Source organism: Methylocaldum sp. MU1018 (assembly GCF_053646775.1).
Map to the genome: position 1 here is coordinate 318,419 of NZ_CM132195.1, position 21,504 is coordinate 339,922.

At 56.8% G+C, this 21,504-nt stretch carries 22 protein-coding genes; 11 read left to right on the plus strand and 11 right to left on the minus strand.

Translation table 11 applies throughout. From position 1 onward, the window contains the following. Window positions 1–83: 83 nt before the first annotated feature. Both ACWJKU_RS01505 and sodB read left to right on the plus strand, forming a co-directional pair. On the plus strand, window positions 84–578 hold the full coding sequence (locus tag ACWJKU_RS01505; protein ID WP_454145265.1) for a YybH family protein: 495 nt from the start codon (window positions 84–86) through the stop codon (window positions 576–578). A 277-nt stretch (window positions 579–855) separates the two neighbouring features. Then, window positions 856–1,437 (plus strand): superoxide dismutase [Fe], encoded by a 582-nt coding sequence (gene sodB, locus ACWJKU_RS01510; RefSeq protein WP_454145266.1) that lies wholly within the window; start codon window positions 856–858, stop codon window positions 1,435–1,437. A gap of 226 nt (window positions 1,438–1,663) precedes the next feature. Here the strand turns inward: sodB and crp are convergent, their stop codons facing one another. Beyond that, window positions 1,664–2,311: a cAMP-activated global transcriptional regulator CRP gene (crp, locus tag ACWJKU_RS01515; RefSeq protein ID WP_454145267.1), complete on the minus strand. Its 648-nt coding sequence runs from the start codon at window positions 2,309–2,311 to the stop codon at window positions 1,664–1,666. 117 nt (window positions 2,312–2,428) lie between these two features. Between crp and ACWJKU_RS01520 the strand changes: the two genes are divergently transcribed. Both ACWJKU_RS01520 and speD read left to right on the plus strand, forming a co-directional pair. After that, window positions 2,429–2,848, plus strand: a complete 420-nt coding sequence (locus tag ACWJKU_RS01520) for an OsmC family protein (protein WP_454145268.1) — start codon at window positions 2,429–2,431, stop codon at window positions 2,846–2,848. Window positions 2,849–2,962: 114 nt separating this feature from the next. After that, window positions 2,963–3,757 carry an adenosylmethionine decarboxylase gene (speD, locus tag ACWJKU_RS01525; RefSeq protein ID WP_454145269.1) on the plus strand — a complete coding sequence of 265 codons (795 nt, stop codon included), beginning with the start codon at window positions 2,963–2,965 and terminating at the stop codon, window positions 3,755–3,757. Window positions 3,758–3,847: 90 nt separating this feature from the next. Here speD and ACWJKU_RS01530 read toward each other — a convergent pair whose 3' ends face one another. The 8 genes from ACWJKU_RS01530 to ACWJKU_RS01565 all read right to left on the minus strand — a co-directional run bounded on the left by ACWJKU_RS01530 (window position 3,848) and on the right by ACWJKU_RS01565 (window position 10,837). After that, complete coding sequence (locus tag ACWJKU_RS01530; protein WP_454145270.1) at window positions 3,848–5,086, minus strand: (Fe-S)-binding protein; 1,239 nt, start codon at window positions 5,084–5,086, stop codon at window positions 3,848–3,850. A 24-nt stretch (window positions 5,087–5,110) separates the two neighbouring features. Next, the gene (gene purH, locus ACWJKU_RS01535) at window positions 5,111–6,673 is read right to left on the minus strand and encodes a bifunctional phosphoribosylaminoimidazolecarboxamide formyltransferase/IMP cyclohydrolase (RefSeq protein WP_454145271.1); all 1,563 of its coding nucleotides are present in this window, start codon (window positions 6,671–6,673) and stop codon (window positions 5,111–5,113) included. A gap of 45 nt (window positions 6,674–6,718) precedes the next feature. Continuing rightward, window positions 6,719–7,009, minus strand: coding sequence for a helix-turn-helix domain-containing protein (locus ACWJKU_RS01540; RefSeq protein WP_454145272.1), 291 nt, complete (start codon window positions 7,007–7,009; stop codon window positions 6,719–6,721). Next, the gene (dusB, locus tag ACWJKU_RS01545) at window positions 7,006–7,986 is read right to left on the minus strand and encodes a tRNA dihydrouridine synthase DusB (RefSeq protein ID WP_454145273.1); all 981 of its coding nucleotides are present in this window, start codon (window positions 7,984–7,986) and stop codon (window positions 7,006–7,008) included. The genes ACWJKU_RS01540 and dusB overlap by 4 nt, the downstream gene beginning before the upstream one ends. A gap of 116 nt (window positions 7,987–8,102) precedes the next feature. Then, window positions 8,103–8,750 carry a TIGR04282 family arsenosugar biosynthesis glycosyltransferase gene (locus tag ACWJKU_RS01550; RefSeq protein WP_454145274.1) on the minus strand — a complete coding sequence of 216 codons (648 nt, stop codon included), beginning with the start codon at window positions 8,748–8,750 and terminating at the stop codon, window positions 8,103–8,105. A gap of 3 nt (window positions 8,751–8,753) precedes the next feature. Continuing rightward, window positions 8,754–9,533, minus strand: coding sequence for a sterol desaturase family protein (locus ACWJKU_RS01555; protein ID WP_454145275.1), 780 nt, complete (start codon window positions 9,531–9,533; stop codon window positions 8,754–8,756). Next, complete coding sequence (locus tag ACWJKU_RS01560; RefSeq protein ID WP_454145276.1) at window positions 9,526–10,206, minus strand: TIGR04283 family arsenosugar biosynthesis glycosyltransferase; 681 nt, start codon at window positions 10,204–10,206, stop codon at window positions 9,526–9,528. The genes ACWJKU_RS01555 and ACWJKU_RS01560 overlap by 8 nt, the downstream gene beginning before the upstream one ends. Window positions 10,207–10,243: 37 nt before the next feature. Beyond that, entirely contained in the window at window positions 10,244–10,837 is a 594-nt protein-coding gene (locus tag ACWJKU_RS01565; RefSeq protein WP_454145277.1) for a DUF2238 domain-containing protein, read from the minus strand. Between the two features lie 753 nt (window positions 10,838–11,590). Between ACWJKU_RS01565 and ACWJKU_RS01570 the strand changes: the two genes are divergently transcribed. From ACWJKU_RS01570 to ACWJKU_RS01590, 5 genes are all read left to right on the plus strand, one after another. Further along, entirely contained in the window at window positions 11,591–12,835 is a 1,245-nt protein-coding gene (locus ACWJKU_RS01570) for a transporter (RefSeq protein ID WP_454145278.1), read from the plus strand. A 245-nt stretch (window positions 12,836–13,080) separates the two neighbouring features. Then, window positions 13,081–14,436 carry a sigma 54-interacting transcriptional regulator gene (locus tag ACWJKU_RS01575; protein WP_454145279.1) on the plus strand — a complete coding sequence of 452 codons (1,356 nt, stop codon included), beginning with the start codon at window positions 13,081–13,083 and terminating at the stop codon, window positions 14,434–14,436. A 1,129-nt stretch (window positions 14,437–15,565) separates the two neighbouring features. Then, window positions 15,566–15,859, plus strand: a complete 294-nt coding sequence (locus tag ACWJKU_RS01580; RefSeq protein WP_454145280.1) for a hypothetical protein — start codon at window positions 15,566–15,568, stop codon at window positions 15,857–15,859. A 265-nt stretch (window positions 15,860–16,124) separates the two neighbouring features. Then, the gene (locus ACWJKU_RS01585; RefSeq protein ID WP_454145281.1) at window positions 16,125–16,763 is read left to right on the plus strand and encodes a hypothetical protein; all 639 of its coding nucleotides are present in this window, start codon (window positions 16,125–16,127) and stop codon (window positions 16,761–16,763) included. Between the two features lie 47 nt (window positions 16,764–16,810). After that, window positions 16,811–17,515 carry a C39 family peptidase gene (locus ACWJKU_RS01590; RefSeq protein ID WP_454145282.1) on the plus strand — a complete coding sequence of 235 codons (705 nt, stop codon included), beginning with the start codon at window positions 16,811–16,813 and terminating at the stop codon, window positions 17,513–17,515. Between the two features lie 89 nt (window positions 17,516–17,604). On the opposite strand, the gene ACWJKU_RS01595 is transcribed toward ACWJKU_RS01590, so the two are convergent. Beyond that, a complete protein-coding gene (locus ACWJKU_RS01595; RefSeq protein ID WP_454145283.1) occupies window positions 17,605–18,099 on the minus strand; it encodes a SixA phosphatase family protein in 495 nt (164 codons plus the stop codon). Window positions 18,100–18,112: 13 nt separating this feature from the next. Then, a complete protein-coding gene (locus ACWJKU_RS01600; protein ID WP_454148001.1) occupies window positions 18,113–18,943 on the minus strand; it encodes an HAD-IIA family hydrolase in 831 nt (276 codons plus the stop codon). A gap of 474 nt (window positions 18,944–19,417) precedes the next feature. Between ACWJKU_RS01600 and ACWJKU_RS01605 the strand changes: the two genes are divergently transcribed. Then, entirely contained in the window at window positions 19,418–21,001 is a 1,584-nt protein-coding gene (locus ACWJKU_RS01605; protein ID WP_454145284.1) for a glucan biosynthesis protein, read from the plus strand. After that, on the plus strand, window positions 20,998–21,498 hold the full coding sequence (locus tag ACWJKU_RS01610) for a hypothetical protein (RefSeq protein WP_454145285.1): 501 nt from the start codon (window positions 20,998–21,000) through the stop codon (window positions 21,496–21,498). The genes ACWJKU_RS01605 and ACWJKU_RS01610 overlap by 4 nt, the downstream gene beginning before the upstream one ends. Window positions 21,499–21,504 lie beyond the last annotated feature (6 nt).

Sequence of the window (21,504 nt, forward strand, 5' to 3'; positions counted from 1 at the left end):
TCGATAATTTTAATTATGGAAACAATTAGTAAAATTTATTGGATATTGTAAACCAAGTTCATTCGCTTATAGTCTGCCCTCGCATGCAAAAAATTTTGCATCAGGAGGGATGTCACATGAAACGCAGCTTAGGATTGATGGTGATTTTAACCGCGGCCGTGGCGACCGGTACGTCGCAGGCAGCCGATGACGTTAGACAAATCGCGGAATCCAGTATTGCAAAGTGGAATGCGGCCTTCGCAAAAGGCAAAGTCGACGAGATTCTGTCTTTGTATGCCGATAACGCGATGCTGGTGCAGCCCAACGGTTCGGTATCGAAGAGCGCCGGCGAAATCCGCGCATTTTGGCAAACGCTGATCCAGAAGGGCGTTTACGCAATGGATATCGTCGATGCGCGCAGCGGCAATGATGATACCATCGTTGCCACCACGAAGCTGTCCGATGTCAAGACGCTGCAAGATTCGTCACAGGTGATGAAATATCGCTACGACGGAGTCCTTTACAGCGTGTTGAAGCGTCAGGCGGACGGAAGCTGGAAGGCGCAAGTTCAGCAATGGGCCGGCAATCGCAGGATTTGAAGCGTGGTTCGGGCGGCCTGTCTACTTGTCAAGGTGAAGGGGAAACAATAACGATGGTCCGAGATCGGCCTGTAAATCAGGTATTCCGAAAAAGAGCTTCATAAACGAAGCTCTTTTTTTTGTCAAAAGAAAAAGAGGCCGAAATGCCGGACTGTGTTGCATGCGCTTTTTAGAGCAACCTCCAAGTGTTAGACTACATTCCCTACTATTTAGGTTGGAATATCGCCCATCGAATATCGGGCGAACCGGTTTACTCAATAGACAAAAGGAGAATCTGATGACACATGAACTTCCCCCTTTACCCTATGCCAAGAATGCGCTGGAGCCGCACATTTCCGCGGAAACTCTTGAATACCATTACGGCAAGCATCATCAGGCGTATGTCACCAACCTCAACAATCTGATCGCCGGGACCGAGTTCGAGAATCTGTCGTTGGAAGACATCATCAGAAAATCCTCGGGCGGCATCTTCAATAACGCGGCCCAAGTTTGGAATCACACGTTCTATTGGAACAGCCTGAAGCCCAACGGCGGCGGAGCGCCCGCCGGTGCATTGGCCGATGCGATCAACAAGGCGTTCGGCTCATTCGACAAGTTCAAAGAAGAGTTCACCAAGTGCGCCGTCGGCACGTTCGGTTCGGGCTGGGCATGGCTGGTGAAGAATGCAGACGGCAGCCTGGCGATCGTCAGCACCAGCAATGCCGGTTGTCCCTTGACCACGGGCCAAACCGCGCTGCTCACCTGCGACGTTTGGGAGCACGCTTACTATATCGACTACCGCAACGCTCGCCCGAAATACGTCGAAGCGTTCTGGAGCCTGGTCAATTGGGAGTTCGCCGAGAGGAATTTCGGCGCTTAAACCGAATCGGGCGACGCCCCGGTTGCCGATTCGTCGGCATCGTCCTGCAAGGCCGGCCATCTTTCCGGTTCGAAAGATGGCCGGCCTTTTTGATTCCGAAGGTTCCGGCTACGGCTTTGGTTTCGCCGTCGGTGCCGCCGCGCGTTTCGCGGGAAGCTCCGAATCCGGCGGCTTCCGGTAATTCGTCGAATGGAGGAAGGGCTTGAATGATCGGGAAGATTCGAGCTCAGCGGGTGCCATATACGACGATCGTCTTGCCTTTGGCCGAGAGAAGTCCCTGTTCCTCCAGATTCTTCAGGACTCGTCCGGCCACTTCCCGTGAGCAGCCGACGATGCGGCCCAGTTCTTGCCGGGTGATGCGGATTTGCATGCCGTCGGGATGCGTCAAAGCTTCGGGTTGCTTGCACAGTTCTATCAGGGTGTGGGCGATGCGGCCGGAGACATCGAGAAACGCAAGGTTGCCGACCTTGCGGCTGGTATTGAGCAGACGCAGAGACAACTGGCGTCCCAGGAGGCTCAAAATGCTGACGGCATGTTCGGCGAGCTCGTTTCTGAGCAGTTGAGAGAATCGGGCATAGCCGATTTCGGCAAGCTGGCTCGGCTCCCGAGTCGTGACCGTCACATCCCGCAGCATGGGCCCCATGAATACGCCGATTTCGCCGATGAACTCTCCCTTGTTCAGATAAGCGAGTACGATATCGTCTCCGCTCGGCTTGTGCGGCATGCTGACCGTAACGGCACCCTCGATGATGTAATAAAGCGTGTCTCCGGCGTCTCCGGGCCGGATGATGTTCGTTTTGCTCGGGTAACGGCGGCGATGGCAATAAGGTAGTAGGTTCGCCAGGGCTTCCTGCGGTTTCGAGAGAGATTGCATAAGCGTTGTGCGTCTAATGAGTGGAATGCAATTCACCAAGTCTAGCAGCGTTAATTTCACTTGGACCGACAGGGAATTGTGATAAAGTATGCGGCTATTTTTACTCGGGGGTCTTCGATGAAGGCGCGTGTCAAGTGGGTAGAAAATGTGCTGTTTCTGGCCGAGTCCGGCAGCGGTCATGCAGTGGTCATGGACGGATCGCCGGAATCGGGCGGCCGGAATCTCGGCGCGCGTCCGATGGAAATGTTGCTGATGGGGATGGGGGGTTGCACGGCGTTCGACGTCGTGCACATTCTCCGCAAGGGGCGGCACGATGTGCGGGATTGCGAATTGCATCTGGAGGCCGAGCGGTCGGAATCCGATCCCAAGGTTTTTACCCGGATCCATGTGCATTTCATCGTCAAAGGCAAGGGGCTGAGCGACGCGGCGGTCGATCGAGCCATTCATCTCTCCGCGGAAAAATATTGTTCCGCGTCGATCATGCTCGGAAAAACGGCACAAATCACGCACGACTACGAAATCGTCGAAATCGAGTGAACGATGGGCGGGGTTCCCGGTCTCATGAACTTTTGGCGCCGGTTTGGCGCTTCATTCAAAAGCGGGCGGACCAAGTGGTAGTTACAATCGACTACGGGGGTAATCGTTAGATCGATGGAAAAATTGCAGTTACACGGTTTCAATAACCTCACCAAATCGTTGAGCTTCAATATTTACGACATCTGCTATGCCAAATCCGGGCAGCAGCAGCGCCGTTACATCGAGTACATCGACGAGATGTACAATGCCGAACGCTTGACACAGATATTGACCGATGTGAATGCGATCATCGGCGCCGAAATTTTGAATATCGCACGCCAGGATTACGAGCCCCAGGGCGCCAGCGTGACCATGCTCATCTCGGAAGGGCACGTGCCGGATAGCGTCACCAACGTGGAGGCGCCGGGTCCCGCGCCGGAATCCGTCGTGGCGCATCTGAACAAGAGCCACATCACGGTGCACACGTATCCGGAAAGCCATCCTTACGGCGGCATCAGCACCTTCCGTGCCGATATCGACGTATCCACCTGCGGCCGCATTTCGCCCTTGAAGGCGCTCAATTATCTGATCCACAGCTTCGAATCCGACATCGTGATCATGGATTACCGGGTGCGCGGCTTCACCCGCGACATCAGCGGGCAGAAGCATTACATCGATCACGAGATCACATCTATTCAGAACTACATCTCGGATGCGATGGCGGAGCGGTATCAGATGATCGACGTGAACGTCTATCAGGAAAAGATCTTCCACACCAAGATGATCCTGAAAGACTTCCACCTCGACAATTATCTGTTCGAGACCGACAAGGACGCCTTGGCCGACGATGAGCGGACCGCGATTCAGAAGCAACTCAAGCAGGAAATGGCGGAAATCTTCTACGGCCGGAATTACAAATTGCGGCGATGACGGGGGACGGCCGCTTGTGCGAGCTTGCAGGCGCCGATCGATAAAGATAATGCTTACAGAAGCCGGCACCGGAATCTCGGGCCGGCTTTTTTATTGGACAAGCTGCCGCGCGAGCAGCGCGACCGGATGCAGCACCTCGATATGCCCCAGCCCTTTTTGCTTCAGGCCGGCCCTCAAGTGGAGCGCGCATCCCGGATTGGATGTGGCCAGGAAATCGGGATTGATGGCTGCCACCTGCTTCAGCACGTCGTCGCGCAGGTCGCGGGCCGTCTCGGGGTGCTCCAGCATATAGCTGCCCGCAGCGCCGCAGCAGCGCTGGGCGCTGGGCAGGGGCGCCACCTCCAGCGAGGGTATGCGGCGGAGCAGGTCGGCGCCGCAGCGTTCCGCCCGCAACACATTCTTCAAGGTGCAGGGCACATGCACGCAAACCTTGGCCGCCAAGGGTTTGAATTCGATGTCGTCGGGCCGGGAGAGTTCCGTCAAGAATTGGCTGATGTCTTTGACACTCTTCGAGAAATCGGCGGCTGCGGGTTCCAGTTGCGGATAGTCGCGCAGCATGGCACCGCAGCCGCTGGCGATGGTGACGACCGTATCCGTATCGGACAGACCGAAAGCGGCCAGATTGCTTTCCATCAGCTTATACGCCGAAATTCGATCGCCGGCATGATAATGCAGCGCCCCGCAACACGCTTGCGCGCTCGGCACGTGAACGCCGACGCCGAGCCGGTTCAGCACGAGCAAGGCTGCGGCGACCGTCTCGGCATCCAGAAGGTTTGCCGTACAGCCGAGAAACAGGGCCGCCCGGCTACGCTCGGCTTGGCCTTGCGCGGGATAAAAGTCGTTCCGGCGTGCCGACGTTGACGTATCCGGAAGCCCCGCTTCGAATTCGGACAGTCCCAAGGCTTTCAGCAAACCGGTTTTTCTCAGCAGCCCTCGGCTCGATTTGCCGGCGTTTCCGACCAGTCGTTCCATCCAGCGGGATGCGCGTTTATTCGTCAGCGCAATCCTGATGCCGGCGGCTTTGACGCGCGTAAAGGCCGTTTTGCCCGCTGCGCCGGTTTCGCCGCGGAACCGGTCGACCAGGCTTCCATAGGGAACATAGGCCGGACAGACCGCTTCGCAGGATCGGCACAACAGGCAGTTGTCGATATGCCGGATCAGTTCCGGCGTCGCCTCGAGCGAGCCCTGCGCCCAGCCCTGGATCAGGGCGATACGTCCGCGCGGGGATTCGTTCTCGTCCAGAGTCTTGCCGTAGGTGGGGCAATGGGGCAGGCACAGCCCGCATTTGACGCAAAGATCGGTATCGGAAAAGCGTTCGGATCGATTCAAGGAAATTCGTGAAAAGAAACTATCTCAATGGCGGAAATGCCGCATGCCGGTAAACACCATGGCCATGCCGTGTTCGTCGGCGGCCGCGATCACTTCCGGATCGCGCACCGAGCCGCCCGGCTGAATGACGGCGGTGATTCCGGCGGCGGCGGCCGAATCCACCCCGTCGCGGAACGGGAAGAACGCGTCCGAAGCCATCACCGAGCCTTGGACGGCGAGCCCTTCGTCGGCGGCTTTGATGGCGGCGATGCGCGCCGAATAGACGCGGCTCATTTGTCCCGCGCCTATGCCGATGGTCCGGCGATTCTTGCAATAGACGATGGCGTTGGATTTGACGTATTTGACCACTTTCCAGGCGAACAGGAGATCGGCCATCTCGTCCTCGGTGGGCGCGCGTTGCGTGACGATGCGCAAATCTTCCCGGCTAATAACGCCCAAATCCCGGTCTTGTACCAGAAGTCCTCCCGATACGCGCTTGAAATCCCACTCGGCCGCGGGAACGTTCGGCCAGGGACCGGATTCCAAAACCCGCACGTTGGCTTTTCCGCTCAAAATTCGAAGCGTTTCTTCGTCGAACCGGGGCGCGACGATGACTTCCACGAACTGTCTTTCGACGATGGCGCGGGCGGTCTGTGCGTCCAGCGCCTGATTGAAGGCGATGATGCCGCCGAACGCGGAGGTCGGGTCGGTGGCGTAGGCGCGATCATAGGCTTCCGACAATGTCGCGCCCTGCGCGACGCCGCACGGATTGGCGTGCTTGACGATGACGCAGGCGGGCGTATCGGTGAAAGTCTTGACGCACTCGAGCGCCGCGTCCGCGTCGGCGATATTGTTGTAGGAGAGTTCCTTGCCTTGCAGTTGCTTCGCCGTGGCGACGGTGCCGCTTGGGGCGCCGGGTTCCACGTAGAAGGCCGCTTTCTGGTGCGGATTTTCCCCGTAGCGCATCGCCTGGGCTTTGCGGAAGCGCATCACGAGCGGATCGGGAAACGGTTCGGAGCCTTCGACTTTATCGAGATAAGCCGCGATGGCGGCGTCATAGGCCGCGGTGTGCCGAAAGCTTTTGATCGCCAGTTCGAATCGCATTTCGTCGGAGAGACAGCCGGCTTGCGCCCGAAGTTCCCCGAGAACCCGCGGGTAATCGGCCGGATCGACAACGGCGCCGACCGATTCGTGATTCTTGGCGGCCGCACGGATCATGGCGGGACCGCCGATGTCGATGTTTTCGATGGCTTCGGCGAGTTCGCAGTCCGGCTTGGCGACGGTCTGCTCGAAGGGGTAAAGATTGACGACCACCAGATCGATGGCGGAGATGCCGTGTTGCGCCATCACGTCTTCGTCGATCCCTCGGCGCCCGAGAATGCCGCCATGAATCTTGGGGTGCAGGGTCTTGATTCGGCCGCCCATCATTTCGGGGAAACCGGTGTAATCGGATACTTCCACGGCGGCGATGCCGTTTTCGCGCAAAAGCGCGGCGGTACCGCCCGATGATAGGATCTCGATTCCGAGGGCGGCTAATTCCCGGCAAAATTCCACAAGTCCGGTTTTATCGGACACGCTGACGAGAACTCGGGATACTTTGGTTTTCATAAGACGTCTGATTGGGCTGCTGCCGTTGAAAAATGCCGAAAAAGACTATTCGATGCCGTACTGAAGCATTTTCTTGCGCAAAGTGCTGCGGCTCACGCCGAGCACCAGCGCGGCCTTGCTCTGGTTATGGCCGCATTGCTCCAATACGGTCTCGATCAAAGGTTTTTCCACTTCGCTGATGACCATGGCATAGAGATCCGTGGCCTCATGCCCGTCGAGCTGAGCAAAGTAGCGCATCAAAGTCACGCGCACGTGATCGCTCAAAAGCAGGGTGGCATCGGTTTTGATCTCGACGGCGCTGATCATGGCCTCGATATTCCTTGCTTGTGCTTTCATGCAGCCAATTTCCGACTTTCTTCGTTGAACAGTTGGTTTATTAAATCCAGTTGCTGATTGGCACCGTCTTGAATGTTGAACAGCGGGCCGAAATCCGGCGGGCAGGAAAGATGGCTCAGGTACCAACCGACGTGCTTGCGTGCGATCCGCACTCCGAGATGTTCGCCGTAGAATGCATAAAGTTCCTCGAGATGCTCCAAAATAACGTCCCGCACTTCCTGTGTGCCGGGCGAGCCGGACTCGCCGCTTCCGCTTAGGAAACGGTCGATACGGCGAAACAACCAAGGGTTTCCGAGAGCGGCGCGGCCGATCATGACGGCATCGGCGCCGGTGAGTTCGAGAACGGCCGACGCTTGCTCCGGCGAAGCGACATCGCCGTTGGCGATCACGGGGATGCCGACAGTCTGCTTGACCTGGCGAATTGTAAGGTATTCGGCCTGGCCGGAAAAGCCGCAGGCGCGGGTGCGCCCATGAACCGCGATGGCGCGGATGCCTGCATTCTCGGCGATTTTCGCGATGGCGACCGCGTTACGATGGTCGTGATCCCAGCCGGTGCGTATTTTTAAGGTGACCGGTACCTCTACTGCTTCGACGACCGCTTCCAAAATCCGTGCGACCAGGCGTTCGTCCTTGAGGAGTGCCGACCCTGCGGCCTTGTGGCACACTTTCTTGGCCGGACAACCCATATTGATGTCGATGATCTGCGCGCCGCGGTCGACGTTGATTCGCGCCGCTTCGGCCATGTCCTGCGGGTCGTTGCCGAGGATCTGCACGGCGCGGGGTTCCGGTTCTCCGGCATGATCGCTCCGCCGCAGGGTTTTGTAATCGTTGCGCAGGGCAGGGTTGGCGGACACCATCTCCGACACGGCGAGAGCGGCGCCGTAACGGCGGCACAGCATTCGGAAGGGGCGGTCGGTTACGCCGGCCATGGGAGCTAAAATCAAGCTGTTAGCCAGTCGATACGGGCCAATGTGCATAGTGGTGAGCCTGTTGCGGGCGCAAAAGTCTAGCCGGATCAGGAGGGGGACGCAAAAGTTTTTCCCTCGTCAGCTCGCGGGACGGGACGGTGCGCCCTTTGCCGACCGCCCGATCGCTACGGTTTTTCACGACATCTCTCATGCAGGCCCAGGCTTTCGAGCCGCCGCAAGTCCTCGGGCCGGTCGACGTCCCACAGCGAGGGAAGTTCCGACCAGCGCCAGCGCAGCGTGGCGAGCCGCCGCCGCGTCTCTGCCAGCACCAGGTTTCCGCCCCAGGGCATGTTTTCGAACAATCGGTCGTCGGTCCGGCTCAGTCCGAGCAAGCAGTAGCCGCCGTCCTCGGCGGGGCCGATGACCGCATCGTTCCCGTTCAGCAAAGCGGTGATGGCGCTTTCCACATACCCGGAATCGAGCGCGGGACAATCGGTGCCGACGATGACGACCTGGCTTGCCGTATCGAGCGCCTCGCGCGCCGCGTAGGCCATGCGCGCGCCGAGATCGCCCCCGCATTGCGCTTTCAGCATCGCTCCTTGCGCCTTCAAGCCGGCGAATTCGGGGTGGTCGATGTCGGGAGCGCACCAGATTCGAACCGGGCACAAATTCGCGCGCAACATCTCGCGGCCCGTTTTGCGGAGCAGGGCGGTATGCAACCGGGTTGCGCCTGCCGCGCCCAGGGCCGGTATCAGCCGGGTTTTGACCCGGCCCGAAATCGGCGCCTTGGCCATCACGGCCACGACGGCCAGCGGAAAACGGTAGTCCGGCATGCTTCAGCGGAATGGCAAAACCAACAACCGCCAAAAGTCTAGCAGTTTGGGATCGCGTTGTTCTTCGAGGCCGATCTCCATGCCTTCCTGACCCAGATGCGGCGCCTCGCGATAGGTGCCGCACAGCTTATCCCAAAACGGCACGGAAAATCCGAAATTGCTGTCGGTTTCCGGCTTGTAGGCGGAATGGTGAATGCGATGCATGTCCGGGGTGATGAGAAACCGCCGGACTCTCTTTTCCCAAGGCTCGGGAATGCGCGCGTTTCCATGATTGAACAGGGCGCAGGCATTCAACACTATCTCGAAGATCAGAACGACCGGCGGCGACAGCCCGAAAGCGATGGCCAAAGCCATTTTGTAGTAGGTCGAGAGCACGATTTCCAGAGGATGAAAACGTATGGCCGTGGTCGTATCGAACCCGAGGTCGAGATGGTGAATCTTATGCAGCCGCCAGAACGGTGGAATCCGGTGGAAGGCAACGTGCTGAAGGTAAACGGCAAAGTCGAGCAGGATCAAGCCCGCGGCGAAGGATAGGCCGTAAGGCAGGTCGAGCTGGTTGAACAAGCCCCAGTCGCGATCGAGCGCGAATTCGGCCGCCAAATACGCGCCTCCGCCGCTCGAGATGCGTGCGGCGGAGGCGTTGAGAGTCGTCAGGCCGAGGTGCCGTGCGAGTCGGCGTGCCTTGCCCTCGGGAAATGTCCGGAAGGGCCGCCGCCATTCCCACAGCAGCATCAGGCCGAGCATGCCGAGAAAAAAAACGAGGCGAACGAGCGTTTCAGTCATGGTACAAGGTCGCCAGCCGCGCCGGATCGATGCCGAGGAAATAGAGCAATCGCAATTTCCACATGAGGAGGATGGTACGCACCGTTCCGTTCCGTTCCCAGCGCCGGCTGGATGTCACCACCCGCTCCCGAAGGCAGGCCGGGCGAGCGATTCGTTTCAACCGCTCGCTCAGCGCGATATCTTCCATGAGGGGGATTTCCGGAAACCCGCCGACTTCTTCGAACACGTCCCGCCGCACGAATATGGCCTGGTCTCCGGTCGCTATGCCGGTCAACCGGGAGCGCCAGTTCATCAGCGTTTCGATCGCGCGAAATAACGGCCGATCCCCGGATAGCCGCACGTCGAAACGTCCCCACGCGGCGCCCGCCTGCAAGACTTTCGTCAGTACGAGATCGGTATTCTCAGGCAATCGGGTGTCGACATGGAGAAACAACAGATAGTCTCCGGTCGCTGCGAGGGCTCCGGCATTCACTTGCGTCGCGCGTCCCTGAGGCGCCGGTATGGCCCGTGACGCCAGATCCCGAGCCAGGGCGAGACTCCCGTCGGCGCTTCCTCCGTCGACGACGATGATCTCGGCTCCTCGATTTCTTAGAGGCCACAGTCGGGATAAAGTCTCGCGGATCGTCTCCACCTCGTTCAGAACGGGAATGATGATCGATAACCGGATCTTCATGAGCGCTCCGTGGCAGGCAGGCGTGCCGAACGAGGCATCAACCGATCCGGCCGATTTGCCGGTCGTGCCACCGGCTCAACAGGATTTGCGCGATGACGGCTCCCGATAACGCCGCGGCCATGTCGGACTGAGCATCCCAGAAGTCGCCCTGGATCGCCAGGAAATCCAGCGCATCGTCTTTCAAGATCAGTGCGATGACCCATTCGAACAGCTCATAAGCGGCGCTGAGCGCAAGACACAGCGCCGGAACGACGAGGGCCAGCCAGCGCCGATCCCGAAAGACGCCGAAACGGATGAAAATCTCCCGCAAAACGATCGCAGGCGAAAATCCCTGAAAGAAGTGAGCCAGCTTGTCGAAATGGTTTCGCTGGGTTCCAAATGGCGGTTTGAGCCAATCGAAAAGAGGCACTTTGCCAAACGAGTAATGGGCGCCGACCAAGATCAACAGACACAAAACCAAGATCGAGCTGCTGGCGAGGGGCGTGAGCGCGAAATGGCGGTGCGCGACGAGCACGGCAACGCCTGCGGCCAAGGCGGGGATCGCATCCAAAAGCCAGATGACGCCACTGTAGGGCTGTGCAGCCGACCAAACCAGCGCGGTAACGAACGCTGAAATGAAGATTTTGAGCAAGGGTCCGAATATCTCCCGGTTTGCTTTAGGGCACCTCGAAAAACCGACCCCGTTCAGGCTTCGACCGGCTCGGCACGAACGGAACCGATCGATCCGATTAGAGCCGTTCGCACTGAGCGGGTCGAAGTGCCCTTCAGGGGGGATCTCGATCAACAGTCTGCCACGAATCGAAAGCGATCACATCGGGTCAAGCTTGAGAAACCGTCATACCTTAGTCTCCCGGCTTGATCGGCGCGGCCGGTTCCGGGCGAGGCGCATGGCCATAAGCGACTCATTTCCCTTGGATAAGCGTTGACTAATCGGGCACCGGCAGGTAGCCTTTACGACAGCTTACGAGCATGCTCTAGGCTGTCCGAGCGACACACTTTGCAGAAAGCCGCGCCTTGTCGCGGCGGTATCGAGTTCAAGGAGGAAGCATAGTGTACTTTAGGCCCGCAATCCGATCTGATCGAGCATTCGAGGCCGTCACGCTGTACACGATAGACGGTACTTACTCGATATTTGACCCATCTCCCCGATTTCTGGCCCGGTATCTATCGGATATCGACGGATTCCGGCACAAACTCTCCGAAAATACTTGTCTGACGTGTGGAAATTTCACGCGGCGGGTCGGCCCGTGGCGACGCATCGCTCGTAGGCCTCTTTCCGCCATCCTGCCGGCGCGCCGAGCGCCATGTTTCGAGCTTCTTTCCAGCATCGTTCCATCAACGTTTCCTGCTGATCTGACGATCGGCAGCCAGCAAGGAAGTGATAATGATAAAAAAAAGCAAGATTTTCATATGTGGGGTTTTCTTTCTCGCACTCGCGAACGGCAGTGTTTCCCATGCCCGTACGAAGTCGGCGGCTGAGGATACCGTCCCGCGAAGCGAGTACGAAAAACTGAAACAGGAAGTCGAGTCGCTGAAATCTCAGGTCCAGTTCCTCATGAACAACGAAGCGTGGGTGCAAAAATCGTTAGGACAACCACAAGCGCAGAAACCCGAGGAGGCGGCGGCAAGCGCGCCCGAGCAGAAAGAGGAAAAGAAGGCCGCGGCGGCAAGCGCGCCCGAGCAAAAGGAAGGAGAGAAGACCACGACGGCGCAAGCGGAAACGCCTTCCCCGGCGCCCAGAAAACCGCTGACGGAAATGGGGTTGCAGGAGGGAAACCGCGAAAAAGAGGCCGAGGAGGCCAAGAGGGAACTCGACCAGTTCCTGAGGTCGCAGAAGGTTTTGTTCAAGAAAGGCGATCTTCAGGTCGAGTTCAGCGCGACTTATGCTCACGACACGGTGGAAATATCGCCGTATAAATTGAAATTCAAAACGGCCGGCGCCGGCGTCTTGTTTCGCTACGGCCTGATCGACGATCTGGAGTTGGATCTGTCCGTTCCATTTACTTTCGCCGAACGAGAGCTCGATCCGAGTACGGCCGTGGAACCTCCGCCTCCAGGCTACACTCGCGGTTTCATTCGCGGCGACGGCTCGGGGCTGGGAGATGTCAGCGGCAGCCTGAGATGGGGCGCCTTGCATGAAGAGGGCTTTATTCCGGAGACGACTTTAAGCTTGAACGTCAAATCCGATACCGGCCATGAGAATCTGTTCTTAGGAACCGGATTTTGGAATATCGGAGGCACCGTATCTCTCGTCAAAACCATCGATCCGGTGGTTTTCTTCGGTTCTCTAGGGTATAACGCCGTCCTCGAAAAAGGCGGGTACGATCCGGGCGACCAGGTTCTCTATGCCTTCGGCATGGGGTTCTCGCTGAACGACCGCGTCAGTTTCTCCACATCCTTGAACGGCGCCGCGGTGGGCCGGACCAAGCAGAAAGGTTTCGGAGAGATTACGGGTTCCGGCCGGGATATCGATTCGCTCAATTTCTCCGTGACCGTACAGGTGACCAAAGGCCTGTACTTGGAACCTTTCGTCAATTTCGGATTGACCGAGGAGGCCACGGACTTTTTTGCGGGCATCAATGTACCGTACCGGTTTGATGGGCAGTATCCGTTGCCGTTTTTCCGATGATCGGGGCTTGGGCGTAAAGGAAATCGATACGACAGTTGGTTTTGGTTCCGCGAACCTACGTCATGGCCGGAGATATTCGTCTGTGGCGTAGAGCGGTTGTGAATATTCATGGCATTTGCCGGAGCGCTATAACTTATATCGCAAAATGATTGCCCGGATCGGATGAATTGAACGGCATCCCCTTTATCGGCTTTGATCTTTTTCTTAGCCAAGGCTTGCATGGATCGCAAGATTGGGAAGATTGCATGGAAGGCATTAACGTTCTTTATCTCGCCCCAAAACCGGCAGCAGACGACTCGGTTTTATCGATAAAAAGCGCGGTGGACGGGGAAATTCACGTAGCGAACGATCCCTCAAAAGCTCGGCATCTGTTGAATACCGGCAAGTTTCGCGTTGGGCTTATTCAGTTCGAGCCGTTCGACGAAAATTTCTTCCGGCGCATTATCGGCGATATTTTTTATGATCCCGAGGTAACGTCCATACAATGGGTGGCCTTGGTTTCTTCCTCGTCCATGGAAAACGAGGCCGTCTGCCGGCTTATTGCCGAGTATTTTCACGATTATCATACCTTGCCTTTCGATATCGATAGGCTAAAGATTACGCTCGGCCACGCCTCGGGAATGGCGGGAGTCAAGAGGAAGATATTTTCTCGGGAAAATGAATGGGTCAGCAAGAACGAGTTGATAGGATCGAGTCCCGCCATGAGACGGGTTTTCCACAGTATCGACAAAGTTCTGTCTTACGACTTGCCGGTTTTGATTACGGGAGAGAGCGGGACCGGCAAGGAATTGGCTGCGCTGGCCATACACAAGCATTCGCCCCGTTCCGGCGGTCCCTTTGTCGCCGTCAACTGCGCCGCGCTGCCGTCCAATCTGATCCAATCGGAACTGTTCGGCTATGAGAAAGGCGCCTTTACCGGCGCTCATCAGCGCAAGCTGGGGTTCATCGAAAAAGCGGCGGGAGGCACTCTTTTTCTCGACGAAGCCGGCGAACTGCCGCTCGATTTGCAAGCCAATCTTCTCCGCTTTCTCCAGCAGAAAACCATTTATCGGGTCGGCGGCCACGAAGAGATCGCCGTCGACGTCCGAATCATTTCGGCAACCCATGTCGACCTCGAGGAAGCTGTCCGCAAAGGCCGCTTCAGAGAAGATCTCTATTATCGGCTCAACGTCTTGAGAGTCGCCATGCCGCCTTTGCGGGAGCGAGCCTACGATATCGAACTGCTCGCGGAGTACTTTCTCAACAATTTCAAGAAGGAAAACGCTTGCAAGGCGCGGCAGTTCAGCCGGCGCGCCTTAAAGATCATGCGCCATCACAACTGGCCCGGAAACGTGCGCGAATTGAAAAATCGTGTAGAGCGCGCGCTGGTCATGTGTGACGATATTTATATTACGCCAGCCGACCTCGGCCTGGAGGAGTGCTCGCCGCAGCCGCTCACCCTGAACCTGAAAGCGTTCAAGGATCAGGCGGAAAAGGACATACTCGACCGAGTGTTGGCTCAGGCCGGCGACAGCGTGGTGACGGCCGCCCATATCCTGGGGGTATCCCATGTCACACTTTACCGGTTGATCAAAAAGCACAATATCAAAATTCAAAAGTAATCACGGCTTGTTCCGGCTTATAGGGTCATGGCGGCCCGGCGCCGGAATGCCGAGCAAGAGCAAGCCCTTCCTGGGTTCGACCCGTTCTCCTCGATCCGTATTTCGCGGGGGAGGCTCGCAGGCAAGTGCGCCGCCGGTTTTCCTCGGCGCTTTCGTGGCGCAGTTATTTTGCCTGCGCTTTGCGATAGAGCGCCTCGAAAAATCACTTCTTCGACAGGCTCAGAGTGAACGGTTCCCGTTAGATCAATCGGTTCCGTTCGTACCGAGCCGGTCGAAGCCTGAACGGAGTCGGTTTTTCGAGGTGCCCGATAGCGGGTAACGCGCCCATCATGTCCGCTCACGGTCCGATTTGCAATTAAGGTATCGTATAGACTTTTTTTTCAAAAATTTAAATATATCTTATGCGTAAAACATGCTTGTGGATCAATGGGTTGAATCTGCACGAGCTTGGTCTGGAAAGTGGTAATGACAAAAAGTTAAAACCTGGTCGGAATCGGTAGTATTACGCATTGTTTATGAGGATTGACCGGTCTGCTCTGGATAATGCCGGATATGTCGGAAAATTAACACAAATGGTACGGCCGGCTATCGTTTTGGTTATACCGATATAATCGAGGTGAACATGTCCTATATGGCCGGTCGAGTTGCATTGGACATCGTTGTAATATTTTTGGTGAAAATATCGCGTGTAATTATTGGATTTCGCGGAGCCGGGACGATCCTCGCTTGAAATCCGAATCGGTTGTTTTGCTTTTCTGGTTCGGCTTGAAAAGATCCGAAACGGTGCGGCTCAATAAGTCAAGAAAAGATTCGGATTTGCCTTTTTCAAAAACGTAAAGATTCCGGTTTCAAAATCGGCGGTACGGGAGCGATCAGGCTCGATCAGACCGCCGCGGACGGCGCGAGAAGCGATTTTGATTTGTAAAAGCTTTAGATAACAATGCGATACGGCGCTGCCGGAATGTTTTGATCAATGATGGCACGAAATCTGCTTAATGGATATCGGCCATAAGGATATGGCCGGAGCAAAAAGGAGTTTGGTAGTGCGATCTTGCTTCGCGCCGTCTTGAGGTGAGGGCGCGGCAGTAAGGATGAGTTCATTATGCAAGATATGGAAAGGAGTTCGATTATGAAATCTTATGCATTGGCTGCTGTATTGTCTTCCGTTATGGTTGCCGGCCCTGCGCTGGCAGATAACGACTTCCGTGCTCTGGGGAAGGTTTCTAGCCTTGCCCCGATGACCGAAGGGCAACTCGCCTCCGTCGAAGGCGGTTTGTTGGACACCACCCTTAATCTTAACGTAGCCGTGCCCACGATTACCGCAGTTAATCTGGCTTTGCTCGGAAACGCCAGGCAGCATATCGATCAGGACACGAATCAGTCCATTGTTAATCAGTCTCGTTATGTTCGTGTACGCCAGTAATTAAAGCCGAAAGAATAGGGCGGGGGGGCGGTCATTCGGCCTCCCGCCTTTTTGGTCGAAAGACCGGGAGTCGAGAAGGCGGCGAACGTCCGCCCGGCATTTGGTTTTTTCAACTTTCAACGTTCTTTTGTGATGTGTTGGTTGCCGGTTATCCTCTGGCAAATCGATATACCTTCGCTTGGCGCGTTGCCATGTCTTAAAAAAAATAACAAACCATGGCTTTTTTGAAAAACGATGGATCGATCAAAAAATCATGGAGACGCATATGAAAAAGTCATTCATATTAAGTGGTTTGGCATCGGCCGCTCTGTTATCTATGGCATCTGCCTACGGCAAGTCCGGTTTTCATGCGTTGGATAAACTGTCGCAGCAAGAAAGTATTATCGCGTCTTCCATGATGGAGGACAGCGAGCTTGATCGGGTGGAAGGAGGGCTGGATCTTTCAGGGCTCGTGTTAAGGCTGCGTAACGCGATGTCTTTGACGGTCGTAAAACGAAATTTGGGTTTGTCGAAGCCGAATAATCTGGTGATACGGGAGTTTAATAAATACGCCGTAACTGCGGTGAAGCCGAACAAGCCGGCGGTGCAGGAAATCAAGGCGTACGATCCGAATGTGCCGAAGCCGAACGATTCTGCGTTACATACGATTATAAAACTAGATACGAATGTATCGAACCTGGGTAACCTGGTATCGCAGGCGCTCACAAATCCCGAGTCGAAGCGGATAGAGATTCTAAAGCAAGTTTACCTGTCGCAGGCCGCGACCCTTCTGAAAGACGCGAAAACGGGCGCATCGGAAGGCGCCGTTAAAGAAAATCAGGTCGATAGATCCATATTGTTAATGCAAACTTGCAAATCCCAGTGCAATCAAGTCGCGAATATCAAAACCCTTTCGCGCATTTAGGGTTATGGTGTAAAAATAGATATTCTTTGGTATAAGGTTTGAACGGGATGGCAAAGGTTAGCCGATTGATCGTTTGGGCGTTGATGCTGTGTGCGGTCGCGGATCGCGTCGTCTTGGCCGGCCAGGGGGATGTTCCCGCCGTGAGGCGGCACACGCTGATCGAACTCCGCGACCAGTATGTCGTCAAGCAGCAACTCGATTACTCTTGCGGTGCCGCGGCCTTGGCTACCCTGATGCGGTACTACTTTGGAGACGACGTTACGGAGAGAGACCTGCTCGTTCGTCTCAGCGCGCTTTTGGCCAATCTGACCAAGGAGCAATGGGCGCACAAGAAAATGATCGGTTTCTCGCTGCTTGATCTCAAGCGGGTGGCTCAGGAAAAAGGCTATCGCGCCGCGGGTTTCCAATTGACGATCGATCAGTTGAGACAGCTTGTTGCTCCCGTTCTCGTCTACGTACATCCGTTTGGGTATCACCATTTCGCCATATTGCGGGGTATCGCCGGAGATCGCGTCTATCTTGCCGATCCGTCGCGCGGCAATCTTCGAATGAGCATGTCCCGCTTTCAGGACGAATACGGCGGCGTCATATTCGTTCTGGGGAAGCCGGGAGAAGAGAATCTGGTTTCCTATCCGCTGGCTCTGGGACGACCTTCCGACTATCCTGAAGGCCGGTTGCGGGATTTCGCCGAGCGGAGCGATGTCCTGGCCATTTCCTCGACCAATCTGAATGTCAGGATACACCCGCAATAGATCGCCTGCCGTGTGGCGAGACCGTCGCGGTAGCCCTGCCGCCTCGCCGGATAAATGCCGGTGTCGGTTTCGATAAAGCTCTCGAATGCCTACAGATCCCGTTCGGGATAACTGAAGAAAGCAAGCCGGCCGCTTTTCGCCATGATGCAGGCCCAGGAATCCACTTGGAACTCGATGGATGCGATTCCGCAGGTGGGAATGGGGCCGATGCTTTCGCCGGTCAGCCGATCGATCAGTTCGGTGAGCCGGGGGTTGTGGCCGATCAGGTAGGCTCGGTCATGGATGTCCTCGAACGACCGAATCAACTCCACCAGCGCCGGTATCTCTCGCAGGTAAATGGCGTCGCGTACGGCAATCGCTTTGCCGTCGTAGCCCACCGCTTGCGCGATCAGTCCGGCGGTTTCGAGCGCGCGCCTCGCCGCGCTGGTCACGATCAAATCCGGCTCAAGCCCGCGAGATTTCAATACGCCGCCCATGAACGGCGCATCGCGTTTGCCCCGGTTGCTCAAGGGACGGTCTATGTCGGCTTGCGACGGGATGCCCCGGCCGGATTCGGCATGGCGGATGACGATTAAATTTTTCATGATGGCGGTCGCTTCAAACGATCGATTCGGGATTCCGGGCTCGCCTTTCGCGCACTGTCCGCAGCACTCGACCGAGGTCCAGTTCGCTCAATGAATCAATGTCGAAATCGGGCTCGGGCAGGTCGTCGGGATAGGGCTCGCCCGGTGGAAACCGCCCGGTTCGCACCAGTACGGTGACGATATTCAGTCGGGCGGCGCCTGTAATGTCGGTGTCCGGACGGTCTCCGATCATGATCGCCTCGCCTGCCGATCGTTTTAATCGACGCAAGGCCTCCAAAAACAGCCAGCGCTCCGGTTTGCCGACGAAAAGCGGTTCGATGCCCGCAGCGGCGGCGAATGGCGCAATCAGGGCGCCGCCGCCGGGCAGCACGATATCTCGGCCGTTCCGGGTTCCGTCGAGAATCGGGTCGGGGTTGGTGCCGATCAGGGCCGCCTTTCCGCAGATCAGCCGATCGATCCCTAGCGTCAGGGTTTCGTAAGTCAAACCTTCGCCTTCGCCCACGACGACATAATCGGGGGCGGCGGCGTCTTCCGTTCCGTACCGGCGGAGAGCTTCGTGCAAGCCGCTGCCACCGACCGGGAAGTAGGTGAAGCCCGGCTTTTCGGCTTGCAAAAACGCCGCCGTGGCGAGCGCCGAGGTCAATATCCTGGCGGGATCGATTTCCGGGAAGCCGAGTCTTGCCAGTTTTTGGGTCAACGCTTCCGGAGTGGCCGAGGAATTGTTGGTGACGAGCAGGTAAGGAAAATCGGCGATGGCGCGCAGAAAGGTTTGCGCTTCGGGAATGGCGCGGTCGCCGCGATAAAGTACGCCATCCATGTCGAGCAAAAACGCAGGCTTGAACATCACTAGACTCTCAAATCCGGGCGCGGCATTTTCGGAAATCGGACCGTTCGGCGCAAGCGGCGGAAACGGTATGCGCTCCCGATGAAACAGCTCGGGCCGTGCGTTGGCGGGGTGATTTTTCGTTATGCAGCGGCAGGTTATACTGTGTTCGAATGGCATGTTTCCGCCGCGTTCTCATCCTCTTTCAGGGTCCCAGGGGCTCGACTGAGTCTATTTGAAACAGTTCATTCTTTTAACGTCCCGTTTCGCAAGCGAAGTCTGTAATGCTCCATCACGAAAGTGATCGTGCGAGTGTTTCGGGAGTGTTCGCCCTTTTAGTAATGCCTTGACAATGTTGTGGGTTTTGCTATTTAGGGCTGGTTTGGCCTAGATTCTGTCCTGATGGGAAAGAAATTTGCATATGAACGTACAAGAGATTTGAGCCTGATCCGTAGCACAAAATTTGGTTACCGCGTTTCCGAGGAAAAAAACACTGTGAGCTTTCGAAGCTGGATCGTCGTCTTTCTGTTTCCTTTGTTTTTCAATGATGTGTCGGCCGAGTCCGGCAAGCCAGCGCCGCCACCCGCAGTTCCAGCACCGGCCGCACCGGTCGCGCCCCCGGCCGACAAAGCGCCAGCCAAGCCTTTCGAATTTTCCGATGTGGAGCAAAAGGCGAAGGATCTGGCCCGCAAGCCTTACCAGCGCGACGAAGCCGGAATGCCCGAGTTCCTGACTCAACTGGACTACGATCAGTACCGCGATATCCGATACAAACCCGAAAAAGCCCTCTGGCTCGACGAAAATTTGCCCTTTCAGATTCAGGCTTTCCACCGCGGCTTCATGTTCAAGGACCGCGTGGTCATCAATATCGTGGATCACGGAAACGCCACGCGCCTCGCTTATTCGCCCGAGTTGTTCGACTTCGGCAAGAACCAGTTTCCCAACCCTCTTCCTGCGGATCTCGGATTTGCCGGACTGCGTTTCCATCATCCTTTGCGGAAAGACGACATCTTCGACGAGATTGCCGTTTTTCTGGGCGCGAGTTATTTCCGGGCGGTCGGGCTGGGACAGGTCTACGGTTTGTCTGCGCGCGGGCTGGCGATCGATACCGGCTTGCCCAAGGCGGAGGAATTCCCGATTTTCAGGGAGTTCTGGATCGAAAAGCCGGCCAAGGACGCAAGTTCGCTTACGGCGTACGCTCTCCTGGACAGTCAGCGGGTAACCGGCGCTTATCGCTTCGTCATTCATCCCGGTCTTGATTTGACCATGGATGTGACGAGCCATCTTTATTTTCGCCAAAGCATCGAGCGAATTGGAATTGCGCCCCTGACCAGCATGTTTTTCCACGGCGAGAACACCGACCGATTTATGGACGACTTCCGCCCCGAGGTACACGATTCAGACGGGCTGCTGCTCGGGAGAAGCACCGGCGAATGGGTCTGGCGGCCGTTGAACAATCCGCGCCAGCTTCGCATCAGCGTTTTCAAGGACACCAAGCCGGTAGGCTTCGGGTTGATGCAGCGGGATCGCGACTTCGATCACTATCAGGATCTGGAAGCCAGCTATAATCGGCGTCCCAGCGCCTGGATCGAAGCCTTGGGCGATTGGGGGCCCGGCGCGGTTTATTTGATCGAGATTCCGAGCGATGCTGAAAAATACGACAATGTGGTCGCTTTTTGGGTGCCCGATCAGCCGGCCGGGGAAGGCAAGGAATATACCTATAGCTACCGCTTGCACTTCGAATCGGAGGAGTTTACCGCGCCGGGCGGCGGCAAAGTCGTCGCCACCCGCGTCGGCGCCGCGGCTCCGGACAGTTCCGATCGCAAGTTCATCGTCGAGTTTGCCAGCCCGGCGCTCAAGCTGCTCAGCGACAAGGCCGTGGTCGAAGCCGAGGTGAGCGCTTCCGCGGGTAAGATTACCAATACCGTAGTCCAGAAAAACGGGGAAAATGGCAATTGGCGGCTGTGTTTTGACTTGGAGCCCGAAAAGGACAAAGACCCGGTTGAGTTGCGCGCGATGTTGAAATCCGGCAGGGATGCGCTCACCGAAACATGGGTTTACCAGTGGAACCAGCGATGAATCAAGTGCGGATTTTGCAAGAAATGACGACGGTCGGCGATCCGGAGCCCGCTCCGCAAAACTGGCCTCCTGGAATCAGGGATCGAGTGATGGATTACCTGCGGAGTCTCGGCCTGTCTCGGCAGCGGCTCATCGAAGACTTGGCCGACGATTGCCTGAACCGTGCCCAGCGCCGGATAGGACGGAGCGCCGGAGACGAACTGCTGATGCGCGCGATCGAGGAGGCGCAGCGGCGTTTCGATCATGCCTTGGCCCGCGCCATGCGTTTGTCTCCGTCCAAAGACACCCACCCCATTGCGGCGGCCCGCTCAGCCTTGCTGCTGACCGGCGGGCCCTCGGCCGGCGACGCATTGTTCGGAAATCCTGACCTGTCGCCGGAGATCGGTGAAACGCTGAAGGAGATCCTGCCCCGTTCCACGCCGCCGGAAGATCCTGTCCCCATGACCGAACAGCCGCTGAGATTCTGGTTGTTCAAGTCGACTCATCAACGCAGTTAACCTTTT

What these genes read in the sequence shown, in the direction of transcription:
- ACWJKU_RS01505 (WP_454145265.1), top strand. Translation starts at nt 84, where the DNA reads ATGCAAAAAATTTTGCATCAGGAGGGATGTCACATGAAACGCAGCTTA.
- sodB (WP_454145266.1), top strand. Translation starts at nt 856, where the DNA reads ATGACACATGAACTTCCCCCTTTACCCTATGCCAAGAATGCGCTGGAG.
- crp (WP_454145267.1), bottom strand. Translation starts at nt 2,311, where the DNA reads ATGCAATCTCTCTCGAAACCGCAGGAAGCCCTGGCGAACCTACTACCT.
- ACWJKU_RS01520 (WP_454145268.1), top strand. Translation starts at nt 2,429, where the DNA reads ATGAAGGCGCGTGTCAAGTGGGTAGAAAATGTGCTGTTTCTGGCCGAG.
- speD (WP_454145269.1), top strand. Translation starts at nt 2,963, where the DNA reads ATGGAAAAATTGCAGTTACACGGTTTCAATAACCTCACCAAATCGTTG.
- purH (WP_454145271.1), bottom strand. Translation starts at nt 6,673, where the DNA reads ATGAAAACCAAAGTATCCCGAGTTCTCGTCAGCGTGTCCGATAAAACC.
- ACWJKU_RS01540 (WP_454145272.1), bottom strand. Translation starts at nt 7,009, where the DNA reads ATGAAAGCACAAGCAAGGAATATCGAGGCCATGATCAGCGCCGTCGAG.
- dusB (WP_454145273.1), bottom strand. Translation starts at nt 7,986, where the DNA reads ATGCACATTGGCCCGTATCGACTGGCTAACAGCTTGATTTTAGCTCCC.
- ACWJKU_RS01550 (WP_454145274.1), bottom strand. Translation starts at nt 8,750, where the DNA reads ATGCCGGACTACCGTTTTCCGCTGGCCGTCGTGGCCGTGATGGCCAAG.
- ACWJKU_RS01555 (WP_454145275.1), bottom strand. Translation starts at nt 9,533, where the DNA reads ATGACTGAAACGCTCGTTCGCCTCGTTTTTTTTCTCGGCATGCTCGGC.
- ACWJKU_RS01560 (WP_454145276.1), bottom strand. Translation starts at nt 10,206, where the DNA reads ATGAAGATCCGGTTATCGATCATCATTCCCGTTCTGAACGAGGTGGAG.
- ACWJKU_RS01570 (WP_454145278.1), top strand. Translation starts at nt 11,591, where the DNA reads ATGATAAAAAAAAGCAAGATTTTCATATGTGGGGTTTTCTTTCTCGCA.
- ACWJKU_RS01575 (WP_454145279.1), top strand. Translation starts at nt 13,081, where the DNA reads ATGGAAGGCATTAACGTTCTTTATCTCGCCCCAAAACCGGCAGCAGAC.
- ACWJKU_RS01580 (WP_454145280.1), top strand. Translation starts at nt 15,566, where the DNA reads ATGAAATCTTATGCATTGGCTGCTGTATTGTCTTCCGTTATGGTTGCC.
- ACWJKU_RS01585 (WP_454145281.1), top strand. Translation starts at nt 16,125, where the DNA reads ATGAAAAAGTCATTCATATTAAGTGGTTTGGCATCGGCCGCTCTGTTA.
- ACWJKU_RS01590 (WP_454145282.1), top strand. Translation starts at nt 16,811, where the DNA reads ATGGCAAAGGTTAGCCGATTGATCGTTTGGGCGTTGATGCTGTGTGCG.
- ACWJKU_RS01595 (WP_454145283.1), bottom strand. Translation starts at nt 18,099, where the DNA reads ATGAAAAATTTAATCGTCATCCGCCATGCCGAATCCGGCCGGGGCATC.
- ACWJKU_RS01600 (WP_454148001.1), bottom strand. Translation starts at nt 18,943, where the DNA reads ATGTTCAAGCCTGCGTTTTTGCTCGACATGGATGGCGTACTTTATCGC.
- ACWJKU_RS01610 (WP_454145285.1), top strand. Translation starts at nt 20,998, where the DNA reads ATGAATCAAGTGCGGATTTTGCAAGAAATGACGACGGTCGGCGATCCG.